The sequence below is a fragment of the Natrialba sp. INN-245 genome (assembly GCF_009807105.1).
Classification (GTDB): Archaea; Halobacteriota; Halobacteria; order Halobacteriales; family Natrialbaceae; genus Natrarchaeobius; species Natrarchaeobius swarupiae.
This window is the reverse complement of record NZ_WUBV01000002.1, coordinates 1-12,682: the sequence shown is the minus strand read 5'-3', so window position 1 is coordinate 12,682 and position 12,682 is coordinate 1. Positions and strand designations below refer to the sequence as shown.

The 12,682-nt window shown below is 63.1% G+C and carries 11 protein-coding genes; 9 read left to right on the top strand and 2 right to left on the bottom strand.

Going from position 1 to position 12,682, the window contains the following annotated elements:
- Positions 1–68 precede the first annotated feature (68 nt).
- Positions 69–524, bottom strand: a complete 456-nt coding sequence (locus GRS80_RS00435) for a TRAM domain-containing protein (protein WP_149081149.1) — start codon at positions 522–524, stop codon at positions 69–71.
- 270 nt (positions 525–794) lie between these two features.
- Here GRS80_RS00435 and GRS80_RS00430 point away from each other — a divergent pair, with 270 nt between their 5' ends.
- From GRS80_RS00430 to GRS80_RS00410, 5 genes are all read left to right on the top strand, one after another.
- A complete protein-coding gene (locus tag GRS80_RS00430) occupies positions 795–1,580 on the top strand; it encodes an electron transfer flavoprotein subunit beta/FixA family protein (RefSeq protein WP_160045826.1) in 786 nt (261 codons plus the stop codon).
- Complete coding sequence (locus GRS80_RS00425; RefSeq protein ID WP_160045825.1) at positions 1,577–2,530, top strand: electron transfer flavoprotein subunit alpha/FixB family protein; 954 nt, start codon at positions 1,577–1,579, stop codon at positions 2,528–2,530. Before GRS80_RS00430 ends, GRS80_RS00425 begins: the two co-directional genes overlap by 4 nt.
- 307 nt (positions 2,531–2,837) lie before the next feature.
- Positions 2,838–4,109, top strand: a complete 1,272-nt coding sequence (locus GRS80_RS00420) for an ABC transporter substrate-binding protein (RefSeq protein WP_160045824.1) — start codon at positions 2,838–2,840, stop codon at positions 4,107–4,109.
- A 1-nt stretch (position 4,110) separates the two neighbouring features.
- Complete coding sequence (locus GRS80_RS00415; protein WP_160045823.1) at positions 4,111–6,561, top strand: methyl-accepting chemotaxis protein; 2,451 nt, start codon at positions 4,111–4,113, stop codon at positions 6,559–6,561.
- Between the two features lie 49 nt (positions 6,562–6,610).
- Positions 6,611–7,453 carry a polyprenyl synthetase family protein gene (locus GRS80_RS00410; protein ID WP_160045822.1) on the top strand — a complete coding sequence of 281 codons (843 nt, stop codon included), beginning with the start codon at positions 6,611–6,613 and terminating at the stop codon, positions 7,451–7,453.
- 3 nt (positions 7,454–7,456) lie between these two features.
- On the opposite strand, the gene GRS80_RS00405 is transcribed toward GRS80_RS00410, so the two are convergent.
- The gene (locus tag GRS80_RS00405) at positions 7,457–8,569 is read right to left on the bottom strand and encodes a DUF373 family protein (RefSeq protein ID WP_160045856.1); all 1,113 of its coding nucleotides are present in this window, start codon (positions 8,567–8,569) and stop codon (positions 7,457–7,459) included.
- A gap of 155 nt (positions 8,570–8,724) precedes the next feature.
- Between GRS80_RS00405 and GRS80_RS00400 the strand changes: the two genes are divergently transcribed.
- The 4 genes from GRS80_RS00400 (at position 8,725) to GRS80_RS00385 (ending at position 12,591) form a co-directional block, all read left to right on the top strand.
- The gene (locus GRS80_RS00400; RefSeq protein WP_160045821.1) at positions 8,725–9,720 is read left to right on the top strand and encodes a radical SAM protein; all 996 of its coding nucleotides are present in this window, start codon (positions 8,725–8,727) and stop codon (positions 9,718–9,720) included.
- A 438-nt stretch (positions 9,721–10,158) separates the two neighbouring features.
- Positions 10,159–10,635 carry a hypothetical protein gene (locus GRS80_RS00395; protein WP_149081142.1) on the top strand — a complete coding sequence of 159 codons (477 nt, stop codon included), beginning with the start codon at positions 10,159–10,161 and terminating at the stop codon, positions 10,633–10,635.
- 191 nt (positions 10,636–10,826) lie between these two features.
- The gene (gene tnpA, locus GRS80_RS00390; protein ID WP_160045820.1) at positions 10,827–11,261 is read left to right on the top strand and encodes an IS200/IS605 family transposase; all 435 of its coding nucleotides are present in this window, start codon (positions 10,827–10,829) and stop codon (positions 11,259–11,261) included.
- Positions 11,262–11,313: 52 nt separating this feature from the next.
- A complete protein-coding gene (locus GRS80_RS00385) occupies positions 11,314–12,591 on the top strand; it encodes a transposase (protein WP_343161390.1) in 1,278 nt (425 codons plus the stop codon).
- Positions 12,592–12,682 lie beyond the last annotated feature (91 nt).

The window sequence follows — 12,682 nt, the reverse complement described above, 5'->3', positions numbered from 1 at the left end:
ACACGTCGGTTCGACTGTCCACCGTCGACTGTTCGAGCGGATTACGATTCCTCGATTCGAGGGGGTGTTCAGGAGCCCCAGAAGTTCTCTCGACTGCCCAACTGTTCTCGCTGGTCCGACTGGGTGTCATCGTCCGTCTCGCCCCCCGCGTCGACACCGGAGTCCGTCTCCTCGTCGTCCTCGTCGTCGGGCATCGGAAGGATCTCGAGTTCTTCTGCGCGAGCGTGATTGCTGTGGACGCGGGTGATCTCGACGCGGGCTCTGGCCTCCGGGAGGACGCCGTCGACCATGACGATGAACCCGTCCTCGGTGCGACCGACGCCGGCACCGCTTTCGTGCATGTCGACGACGTCGATGACGACCTCCTCGCCGGATTTGACGGGCTGGGTCTTCAGATCCTCGATCGGCTGGCTGTAGTGGTTACACCACTCCTTGCCACCCCGGTCTCCGTAGTGGTTACACCCCATTCCGGAGATCCGTTCGGAAAAGCTCGGACAGTCGTCGGCGAGTGGACAGTCTGCCATACCCGTAGTACCGGAGGCGTCGTTAAACCGTTTCCGTCTCGGTACGGGCCTCGAGCGTGCCGGATGGATCCGAATGGCGGACACGAGACTGACTGTCGTCAATACGGACAGCAGACGGTATGACCGGCGACGATACTCCCCACCCACCGGTACACCCACCGGCGGTCACGGTTGCACCGGAACTGATCGACCACAGATCGGAGAATGAACGGCAAACGAGGGACTCGAGGTTTCGAAAACGTTTACGGCCAGGAGGTTGCAGTGATACCGATGAAGATCCTCGTTACGGTTTCCGAAGTCGCCACCGTCGAAGACGAGTTCGAGATCGACGGGACAACAATCGCCGACCAGTACCTCGGCGCCGACCTGAACGAGTGGGACGACTACGCCGTCGAGGAGGCCGTCCAACTCAAGGAGGGCGACCTCGCCGACGAGGTCGTCACGGTCACTATCGGCCCCGAGGACGCCGAACAGACCATCCGTCAGGCCCTCGCCAAGGGTGCAGACCGGGCCCTCCGCGTCTGGGACGACGACATCGCCGACGTCGGGCTTCTCGACCCCGGCACCAAAGCCGACCTCCTCGCCGCCGTCGTCGACGACGAGCAGCCGGATCTCGTCCTCTCGGGCGTCCAGACCGGCGACGACAGCTTCGGTGCCACCGGCGTCGCCCTCGCTGACCGCGTCGGCTACCAGTGGGCCGCCGTGGTCAACCACCTCGAGCACGACTTCGCGGACGATACGGCCTCGGTTCGCCGCGAACTCGAGGGTGGCGTCGAGGAGCTCACCGACGTCGACCTCCCCGCCGTCCTCACCATCCAGACCGGTATCAACGAACCGCGCTACGCCAGCCTCCGAGGCATTCGGCAGGCTCAGCGCAAACCCCTCGAGGTGCAGACGCTCGACGACCTCGGCATCGAGGGTGTCGACTCCGCGCTCGCGTTAACGGAGATGTACGAACCCGAAAGCGAGACCGACGTCACCGTCTGGGAGGGTGGTGCCGACCAGACGGCGGCCGATCTCGCTGCACTGCTCCGCGAGAAGGGGGTGGCACAATGACCGGCGTCCTCGCGATTGCCGACCACCGCCGCGGTGAGCTTCGCGACGTCAGCTACGAGATCGCCACCGCCGGTCGCGAACTCGCCGACGACGTCGGCGGCGACCTCCACCTCGCCGTCATCAGCGGCACCGTCGACGACTTCGCCGAAAAGCTCGACCGCGACGGCGTCGACGTCGTCCACACCGTCGATCACGGCGAAGAGTACAACCACGATATCTACATCCAGGCGATCGAACAGCTCGCCGCCGACATCGACCCCCAGTACGTCCTCGTCCCGAACAGCGTCAACGGCCTCGACTACGCCCCTGCCCTCGCCGGACGCCTCGAGCGCCCCATCGTCACCGACACGATCGGCCTCGAGAGCGACGGCGAGACGCTCGTCGCCACCCGCGAGATGTACGGCGGCAAAGTCGAGACCACCGTCGAACTCGAGGGGCCGGCGGTCGTCACGATCCGCGGAGCCGAGTGGCCGAACGCGGAGGGGACCGGTGACGCCGAGATCAGGTCGTTCGATGTCGAGATCGACGACGCGGCGCTCGGTTCGACCGTCAACGGCTTCGAGGAGGTCGCCGGCGGCGACGTCGACATCGCCGACGCGGACGTTCTCGTCTCGGTCGGCCGCGGTATCGACGAAGAGGCGAATCTCGAGATTATCCACGACCTCGCGGACGCACTCGACGCCACCGTCTCCTCGTCGCGTCCGATCGTCGACAACGGCTGGCTCCCCAAAAACCGGCAGGTCGGTCAGTCCGGAAAGGTCGTCACGCCGGACGTCTACATCGCGATCGGGATTTCGGGCGCGGTCCAGCACGTCGCTGGGATGAAGGGCTCGGAGACTATCGTCGCCATCAACACCGATCCGAACGCGCCGATCATGGACATCGCCGACTACGCCATCCACGACGACCTCTTCGACGTCGTTCCGGCGCTGACCGCGGAGTTCGCGTAATCGTTCCGAGAGCGAACGAAGTGAGTGAGCGGGTTTTTTTGGTCGAGATTTTTTGCGCGAGTGGTGAGCGACGCGAACCCGAGCGGAAAAAAGGTCGTTCTGACGTCGTTCCGGCGCTGACCGAGCAGTTCCAGTAACGGCAACGCCCCGTCGGCTCCTCCGACGATCGATCCTCGACTCGAGGAAACCGTTCACGTGGGCAGTCATAGGATTCCGTCACTCGTTTCACGCATTTTTATAATACTCTCATATAATTACTTAGTAACGTAGCAATATAATTATACGCCAGTACTGAGAGGAAACGCGTATGCCGTATCGAATGAAACGACGGGAACTCCTCTCAGGTGGCGTCGCCGCTGGTGTCGGCGGCCTCGCAGGGTGTCTCGAGGAGGATCCCGGGTCGGAGACGGGCGACGTCGAAAGCGAGGTGGAGACCCGTCCGACCGACCGGACGATCAGACTCGGGGTCATGCATCCGCTCACCGGCGATCTCGGGTCGGTGGGCGAACCGATCAAGGACGGTGCACTGTTACCGATCGAACAGGTCGCAGACGAGATCGACCCCGAACTCGAGTACGAAGTGGTGGATACGGAAACCTCTCCGTCGGTGGGCGTTCAGGCTGCCTCACGGCTGGTCGACGCCGGCTACCCGATGGTCAACGGGGCGTCGGCCTCGGACGTCACGTTACAGGTCGCCCAGCAGGTGCTCGTCCCCCACCGAACGGTCTGTTGCTCGCCGGCGTCGACGACGCCGACGATTTCGACGGTGAACGACGCCGGATTGCTGTTCCGAACCGCAGTATCGGACTCGCTGCAGGCGGTCGTTCTCGCGGAACGGGCAGCGACCGAACGCAACGCCCAGCGTGCGGCGACGTTGTACGTGAACAACGACTACGGCTGGCAGCTGAGCCGGGCGTTCGCCCGCGCGTTCCGTGGCAATCACGACGGGACGGTGACCGAACAGGTTTCCTTCGACGAGGGGGGAGCCGACGACGAGGAGGTGATCGAGGCGGTGACTGCTGACGATCCCGATCTCGTCGTCGTGATCGGCTATCCCGAGACGAGCGCGGGGCTGTTCGACGGGCTGATCGACCATGATCCGGGCATCTACATTCTGGCGACGGACGGGTTGCGCGATGGCTCCCTCCACGAGATGACCGAGAACACGATCAACCACATCCGTGGAACCGCACCGCTCGTCGGCGGACCGGGCGAAGACGTCTTCGCCGAATTGTACGAGGAACAGTACGACGCCGAGCCGGGGGTGTTTACCGCCCACGCGTACGACGCGACGGCGGTCATGTTGCTCGCGAACGCCTTCGCCGGCGAGAACGACGGAGCGGCAGTCGGCAACGCCATGCGGATCGTCACCGAGGGGCCGGGCGAACTGGTCGGACCGGAGACGCTCGCGGAGGGCATCGATCTCGCGGCTCGCGGCGAGCACGTCGAGTATCAGGGTGCCTCGAGTCCGCTCGGATTCGACGAGAACGGAGACGTGACGGATGCGACGTTCGAGTACTGGCGATTCGACGACACGGCGGGAAGCGGTATAACCGAAATCGACAGGGTGAGTACGTAATATGTTCGAAAAACTAGTTCCATCGTTTATCAGACGGCGATATCTGGTGAAGTTCGTGATCTCGATTCTGGCGGTAGTTCTCGTTATCGGCGCTGTCGGCGCCGTGAGCTACGCCGAGATCGACGAAACGGTCCGAACCGATTCGGACGAACAGATCGAATCGACGGCAGAACTGCAGGCGGATGCGATCGGCGACTGGATCGAAAACATGCGTATCCAGACGCGGACGGTGTCGTCGTCACCGACGCTCCAGGAGGATAACCCGCCGGCCATTCAGGGCCAACTCGTCGAAGAGCAAGCCAGGATGAGCGCGGACGTTCGGGCGATACACTACGTCGACACCGCGGAGGGAACGGTCGTCACGAGCACCGACGCACAACACCGGGAGACGGACCTCGGGAATCTCGACGAGCCGTGGACGGAGACGGATTTCGACGAGGAGTTCCCGTTCAGTGAAGCGGTCTGGTACTCCGAGCAGGCCTACGAGTCGTCGACGCTCGACGATCAGGTGATGGCGTTTGCCAGTCCGGTTACCGAACGCGACGATCGGGTCGTCGTCGTCGTCACGACGCTCGAACACCGCGTCGATCAACTCCACCAGGAGGAAGCGGCGATGTCGACGACGATCGTCGACGGTGACGGAACCCAGGTGTTGCAGGCGGATGGCGTCACACTCGAGGACGGTTCGTTCGAGGACGACGCCGTCGACGCTGCACTCGGCGGTCGCGCGACGCAGGTCCACGGCGAGGAGTACGTTCAGGCGTACGTCGCGATCCCCGACACGCAGTGGGTCGCGGTGACGAGCGTGCCGACCGACCAGGCCTACGGGGTCGCAGACGACGTCAGATCGAACGTCCTCCAGATGGTACTTGCCAGTCTGATCGCACTCGGCGTCGTCGGCGTCGTCATCGGTCGACAGACCGTCGTCCCTCTCGGCCAACTTCGCGACCGGGTCGGCGAGATCGAAGCCGGAAACCTCGACGTCGACCTCGAGACGTCTCGAACGGACGAGATCGGCCGGCTGTACAATGGTCTCGACAGCATGCGCGAGTCGCTGAAGATGCAGATCCACCAGGCCGAGTCGGCGCGAACCGAGGCCGAACAGGCTCGCGCCGAATCGGAGGCGATGAACGAACATCTCGAGACGAAAGCCGACGAGTACAGTGAGGTGATGCAGGTGTGTGCCGAGGGCGATCTGACTGCCCGAATGGATCCCGAAAGCGAGAGCGAGGCAATGGCGTCGATCGCGACGGAGTTCAACGAGATGATCGCGGAGATCGAGGAAACGACGGCGACGGTCAAATCGTTCGCGACCGAGGTGGCGACGGCCTCCGAACAGGTCACCGCCTCGAGCGAGGAAGTCCGATCGGCCTCCGAACAGGTCACCGAGTCGGTCCAGGAGATCTCCGAGGGCGCTGACCGACAAAACGAGAACCTCCAGTCGGTCACCCGCGAGATGAACGGGCTCTCGACGACGACCGAGGAGATCGCCGCCTCCTCGAACGAGGTTGCCGACCTCGCGGCTCGAACAGCTGAGACCGGCGAACGCGGCCGGGAAGCGGCCCAGGAAGCCCTCGAGGGGATGACCGAGATCGAGACCGAATCCGAAGCCGCCGTCGAGGAGATCGCCCGACTCGAACGCGAGATGGAGCAGATCGACGAACTCCTCGAGTTCATCGGCGAGGTCGCCGAGCAGACGAACATGCTGGCGCTGAACGCCAACATCGAAGCCTCCCGATCCGCCGACTCGAGTGAGGGCTTTTCGGTCGTCGCCGGCGAGGTCAAGGATCTCGCCGAGGAGACCAAGAACGCGGCCGCCGACATCGAGCGGCGCCTCGAGCGGATCAAATCCCAGACCGATCGGGCCGCCGAGGAGGTCCAGCAGACCAGCGACCGAGTCATGGAACACACCGACTCGGTCGAACGGGCCGCTGACGCACTCGAAGAGATCGCGGATTACGCCGTCGAAACGAACGGCGGGATTCAGGAGATTTCCGAGGCCAGCGACGAGCAGGCGAACTTGACCCAGGAGGTCGTCGCGATGGTCGACGACGTCGCGGCGATCGCCGAAGAGACGAGCGCCGAAAGCGAGACCGTCGCCGCGGCCGCCGAGGAACAGACGACCGCACTCACCGAAGTCTCACAGAGCGCCGACGACCTCGCCGGCCGTGCTGGACATCTCTCGGCCACCCTCGAGGAGTTCGACACCGGCGAGACGGTTGACGAGGAACCGGTCCCTGCGCTCGAGGTCGGCGGTGGAGCGGATGCCGGCGACGTCGACGAAGGCGCCAACCCGAACGGTGACGACGGCGAGGTCGACGGCGGGGCGGACGACGATCCCGCCGACGCGAGAAGCGACGGTAGCGACACCGCGGACTCGACCGACCGATCCGTCGGAGACGATCCATTCGACGAGACGTTCACGTTCGAGCAGGTCGACGACGAAACGTAAGGCTCGACGAACCGTCACCTACTTTTTGACCCCCTCCTAAAGACCGTCAATGGAACTTCTGGAGCGCCGTCGGGCGCTGATTGAGGAGCGTCTCGTCGACGTCGTCGACGGAGTCGACCCCGAGACGCTCAACGAGGAAGTTCGCCACGTGGCCCTCTCGGGGGGAAAACGCGTGCGACCGATGATTACCGTGCTGGCCTGCGAGACCGTCGGGGGGTCCCCTGAAGACGCGGTCGATTTCGGTGTCGGAATCGAACTCGTCCACAACGCCTCGCTGGTCATCGACGACATCATCGATCGATCGGAGCTCCGGCGAGGAACGGAAAGCGCCTGGGCCGAGTTCGGCCACGGGCCGGCGATCGTCACCAGTGACGGGTTACTCGGCGAAGCGTTCGCGCTCTTTTCTGCTGATCCGGACGCGACCCGCGTCGTCGCCGAGGCAATGGTCGAACTCGGCGTCGGCGAGGCGACCGAACTCGCCGCCAAACCGGCGAACGAGGCGGAGTACATGACCCTTGCCAGACGAAAGACCGGGGCACTCTTCCGGGCAGCGGCCGAACTCGGTGCGATCGCTGCCGACTCCGATCCGTTCACCGTCGAAGCGCTCGGGGAGTACGCCGAACGGGTCGGGGTCGCCTTCCAGATCAGAGACGACGTGCTCGACGCGGTCGCCGACCCCGAGGAACTCGGCAAGCCCACCGGACACGACGCCGCGCTCAAACGCCCGTCGGTCGTCCAGGTAACCGACCTCACGCCCGAGGAAGCGAACCGGCGTGCCCGAACCGAAGCCGACCGAGCCATCGACGCGCTCGAACGAGTCGATGTCGCTGACCCCGAGACGAGATCGTATCTCCTCGACCTGGCGGAGTTCGTCGTCGAACGCGAGCGATAGACGCTACGCGCTCTCGGACGGACGCGCTTCACGGTTCTCCGGCTCCGAGAACCGGGATTCGACGACGGCGAACGTCAGCGTGCTCACGATCCCGAGTAACGTCCCGGCGGTCAGCGCCGTCGCGAGGTAGGTGACGTCGACACGATCGAGGAAGAAAGCGCTCACCGCGTGGAGGACGATCGCCATCGAGAGCACGTAAAACGGGGCGTTGAGATAGCGCCACTCGAGGGTATCGGCGATGTACTCGTCGGTGATCTGCCCGAGGCTCGTCGTCACGCCGGCTGCGGCGACCCACTGGACCGAGCCGTAGACGATCGCGGCCGCCACGGCGAGTGCGCCGACGTCGCCGGTCGTCGTCTCTCGGACGGCCTCGAGTTCGTTCAGCCCGTGGACGCCGCCGAGGACGACCAGCGCGGCGGCGACGACGTACGCGAGCAGGGTCGTCCGGCCGGCGTACAGCAGCCGTCGGCCGCGCTCGACGGCGGTATCGAGGCGGTTGCCCAGTCCGAGTCCTCGAGAGATGAGATAGAGCCCGAGCAACGCGGAGGTCGTCCCCAGAACGAAGCCGGGCATCTCGAGTGCGCTCCCGATCAGCGCGAGCGGGTAGATCAACAGCAAGATGCCGAGCGGAATGAGCACCGTCCCGCGGGTTTCGGGGTCGTCGAGTACCTGCTTGATCGTGTAGTACATCGACTCGAGATTCTGGGCCTGCCGGACGACGACCCGGCGGACGCCGTCGATCGGAACCCGCGATCTGATGATCGGGATGACGGACTCGTCCTGTGCGCCGTCGGTGATAACCAGCGCAGTGACGTCCTCGCTGGTCGAGAGGCTCGCGAGGACGGTGTCGACCTCGTCGCCGACCTCGCGGTTGGCGCTGACGTCGTCTTCCTCGTTGCCGGTGACGACCGCGACCTCGACGCTCTCGTCGCGGGCCGAGAGGTCGTCGTAGACGTGCAAGCCCTGGAAGATGACGTTGACGTCGGAGTCCTCGGGGTCGGCGGTCGCGAGCGCGACCGCGGCCTCCTTGACCGGTTCGCGACCGATAACCGGGGTCGAGAAGCCGGTCTTCCGGCCGAGGTCGTCGTCGAGGTCGACACAGAGGACCAGCAGCATCGGTTCGTGGTTGCACTCGACGGTATTTCCGTCTTCTGGAGACCGAAAGTCGATGCCGCGGTCGATCGGTTTTGCCTGATCGACCGATCGGTCCAAACGGATGGCCATCCTCGTTTCGCACGGCTTTTGAGGCTTGGCCGGCTACGTCTGCTCGAATGATCTCCAGGGGCTGTGAGCAGTGTGCGAAAGGCGGGAAGATGGTTCTGTTCGTCTACGGCTACTGCGACCAGCGCGACTGCTTTTACTGCCCGCTCGGCGAGAATCGCAAGAACGTCACCGACGTCTACGCGAACGAACGCCTCGTCGAGACCGACGACGACGTCCTCACCGAGGCTCACCGGATGGACGCTCTCGGCACCTCGATCACCGGTGGCGAGCCCCAGGAGGCGCTGGACCGGACCTGTCACTACCTCTCGCTGCTCAAAGACGAGTTCGGTGAGGACCATCACACGCACCTCTACACCGGCATCACGGGCGGCCGGGAGAACATGCGCCGGCTCTCGGAGGCCGGCCTCGACGAGATCCGGTTCCACCCGCCGCTCGAGCAGTGGGGAGAGCTCCACGGCACCGAGTGGGAGGAGATCCTCTATATCGCCCGCGAGGAGGGGCTGACCCCCGCCTTCGAGATACCGGGTATCCGCGCCGAAGAGGAGTTTCTCGAGTTCTTAGACGAGGGTGCAGCGGAGTTCTGTAACGTCAACGAGTTCGAGATGTCCCAGGGGAACTACCGCCGGATGCAGGAAAACGGGTTCGAACTCAAAGAGGACCACATGAGCGCGGTCGGCGGCACCCGCGAGGAGATCCTCGAGGTAATGGGCGATCACGAGCGCGTCTACTTCTGTACCTCGGTCTTCAAAGACGCAGCCCAACACCGCCGCCGACTCAAACGCATGGCTCGCAACGTCCGTCGAGAGTTCGACGACGTCACCGACGACGGCACGCTCGTCTACGGGAAGACCTCTGTGGACCCCGAGCGATTCGCCGAACTCGGTGTCCCCGAGGAGTTTTACACCGTCAAGACGAACCACGTCGAGGTCGCCTGGTGGCTCCTAGAGGAGATGATCGAGGAGGGCGATCTCGAGGAGGGTGAAATCGTCGAACAGTATCCGAGTTACGACGGGCAAGTGGTCGAGCGGACGCCACTAGCATAAGTGCCGCGAGCGAAGCGAGCGGCCTTTTTGGTGCAGATTTTTGCGCGAGGGGTGAGTGACCGGCGGGAACGAACCGGAGCGGAAAAAGGTGCACGTGGCAAGTGGTCGAGCGGACGCCACTAGCATAAGTGCCGCGAGCGAAGCGAGCGGCCTTTTTGGTGCAGATTGTTGTGCGAGGGGTGAGTGACCGGCGGGAACGAACCGGAGCGGAAAAAGGTGCACGTGGCAAGTGGTCAAGCGGACGCCGTTGGCCTAGTGGTTCGACCGCGAGCGAGCGAAGCGAGTGAGGGGTGTTTTGTCGTTCTGTCTCGAGTCAGCAGAGTCGAACGACGAGTGATTTATCATTTGATGGAATCGATAAATTATTATCTTCCGTTAAAACATTAATTCTAGTGGGTGCGTATAGATGTCTGATACGAAACCGGTCAGGAGGTCTGTGTGAGTCTCGCTGAGGAAGTGGAGGTCGAGAGTGCGACGAGCGTTTCGTTCGTCTGCGAGGACTGCGGTCGGGTCCACAACCGGAACAATCCACCGTGTAACGACTGTGGCTCGATGCGTTTGTCGGCGGTCGAGGACGTCGCGGACAGCCAGGAGATCGACGAGCGAGAGTCGTGGCAGATCGTCCGCGATGCCAACCGCGGGATCACGGGGCTGGGCGTGCTCGCATACGTCGTGGGCACGCTCACGTTTCTCGGAGGGTCGTCGTTGCTGGTACTCGGTGGCTTCCACTATGGAACGTTGCTCCTCGGTGGGTGGATTATCGGAGTTTCGTGGACCGCGGCTGGCATCGTGGCGATTCCAGCAATCCGTCGACGACTCGAGAGGCGCTTCGACGTCTATCCGTCCTCGCGGACAGTTCTCGGTCTGTATCTGGTTCTCGTCGTCGGGAGTGTCGTCCTCGCGACGTTCACGTGATAGAGATACGAGCGCATACCCCCGCCTTCCCGTGAGTGACGATTGTTCCGACGCTCTGTCGGAACCGAGGAACGAACAGGCGGGGGTCGAGCAGACAGATAGTGTGATAATCCACAGTTCTATTGCAAGGCTGGATTTCCCACCGATTTCGCAATATATTTGCCATTACATGATCATAGTGTGTAGCACGGATGAAGACCACACGGCACGCAACCTACAACCTCAATTACCACCTCGTGTGGCTCGCGAAGTCTCGCAGAACCGACGGTTCTGCGGATATCGCGGACCAAGGGTCCGCTCAATACCGCAACGCGGTACTGACGGGAGAGGTTGCCGACCGTGTGGAATCCATCCTCCACGAAATTGCCGACGAGAAGGGGTTAGAAATTCAAAACCTGACTGCTCAGCCCGACCACGTTCACCTGTTCGTCAGTAGCCCGCCCAAGCACAGTCCGGCACTGCTTACCAACTGGTTCAAGGGCATTTCCTCGCGGAAGTACAACCACCGCCATGCCGACCACGACGGCGAGAAAATCCGGTGGGCACGCGGCTACTACGCCGGAACAGCCGGGCACGTCTCCACCGAAACTGTCGAGAACTACATCGACCGTTGTCAGAACTCATGAGTTCTGGCAGCCCGCCAGATGTAATCTGGCGACGACACAAGGAGGCCGAAGCGTGACCGAACTCACAAAAACGCTTGAACTGAAGCTTGTGGACCCGAACGTCCACAAGCGTCAGAAGCTTCGTGAGACGCAGGACGCCTACCAGCAGGCACTACAAGCCGCCTTCGCCGCTGGCTGTGACACACAGTCAGCGGCCAACGACGTGGTTGTCAAGTACGACCTGAGTGGCTACGCCAAAAACGCCCTCAAGAAGTACGTCCCACAACTCTGTGGAAACAGCTACGACGCCGGCGAGCTTCACGACGACCACCCGGTGCGGTTCACCAACGAGGGACTGCAACTCGACCACCAGCCACAGAACGCTATCGAGTGGTACGCCAAAATCCCGCACCACGAGGATTACCACCTCTGGATACCGGCATGCGCCAATCCCGACCAGCGGGATTGGCTCGAAGCGTTAGACGCAGACGACGCCGAGATGGGTGAAAGTCGGCTGTTTGAGCGGGACGGGGCGTGGTATCTCCACGTCACCGCTACCCGCGACGTGGAGGACAAATCTGAGGCGTCCGCCGACGAGCGGACGCCGCCAGACGAGTCTGACGAGCCCTGTCTCGCCGGGCTCGACAGGACGCCGGTTGGTGTGGACATCGGAGAAGCGAGTCTCGTCACGGTGTGTCACCGCGACGAGAGCGGTTCTCCGGTTCGCCCCCGACTGTGGGCCGACGACGGCAAAGCCGTTCGGCGGCTCCGCAAAACCTACTTCAGCGCCAAGAGACGCCTTCAGAAGCGTGGCAGTGAGCGAATCGCAGAGTCCTACGGTGACGCGCTGTGGGACCAGATTGACGATGTGTTCCACCGTGTGACCAGCGAGGTCGTCGAGTACGCCGAGTTTGTCGAGAACCCAGTGTTGGTGCTGGAAGACCTGACGTACATCCGCGAGAACATGGACTACGGCGAGTACATGAATCGGCGGTTGCACGGGTGGGGCTTTGCCAAGCTCCACGCACAGATTCGCTACAAAGCCGCCGAGAAGGGGATTCCTGTCGAGACGGTGAATCCCCGGAACACGTCGAAGGCGTGCCACGCGTGCGGTGAACACGGCTACCGGCCACGACAGGCGACGTTCAGATGCTCGAACGACGACTGCTGGCTCGGTGAGTATCAAGCCGACGTGAACGGGGCAATAAACATTGCAGACCGCTACCGTAGTGGAGAGAGTCACCGCCGAAGCGACCGGATTTACCGGCAGAAGGCTGGTGACGATGACTCGGCTACGGATGGGGTGGTTCGAGAGAGCGGAGCTCTCTCGTCATCACGAAAGGCGCGATAGTGGTTCACAGAAGATTTAGGTATGCTTTGAGTTGGTAGGGTAATGGCGGGACAAGAAAAAGAGATCGTCCGTCACCTCAGTGAGGACGATC

Coding starts and splice junctions, on each gene's coding strand:
- GRS80_RS00435 (WP_149081149.1), bottom strand. CDS start 524: ATGGCAGACTGTCCACTCGCCGACGACTGTCCGAGCTTTTCCGAACGG.
- GRS80_RS00430 (WP_160045826.1), top strand. CDS start 795: ATGAAGATCCTCGTTACGGTTTCCGAAGTCGCCACCGTCGAAGACGAG.
- GRS80_RS00425 (WP_160045825.1), top strand. CDS start 1,577: ATGACCGGCGTCCTCGCGATTGCCGACCACCGCCGCGGTGAGCTTCGC.
- GRS80_RS00420 (WP_160045824.1), top strand. CDS start 2,838: ATGCCGTATCGAATGAAACGACGGGAACTCCTCTCAGGTGGCGTCGCC.
- GRS80_RS00415 (WP_160045823.1), top strand. CDS start 4,111: ATGTTCGAAAAACTAGTTCCATCGTTTATCAGACGGCGATATCTGGTG.
- GRS80_RS00410 (WP_160045822.1), top strand. CDS start 6,611: ATGGAACTTCTGGAGCGCCGTCGGGCGCTGATTGAGGAGCGTCTCGTC.
- GRS80_RS00405 (WP_160045856.1), bottom strand. CDS start 8,569: ATGCTGCTGGTCCTCTGTGTCGACCTCGACGACGACCTCGGCCGGAAG.
- GRS80_RS00400 (WP_160045821.1), top strand. CDS start 8,725: ATGATCTCCAGGGGCTGTGAGCAGTGTGCGAAAGGCGGGAAGATGGTT.
- tnpA (WP_160045820.1), top strand. CDS start 10,827: ATGAAGACCACACGGCACGCAACCTACAACCTCAATTACCACCTCGTG.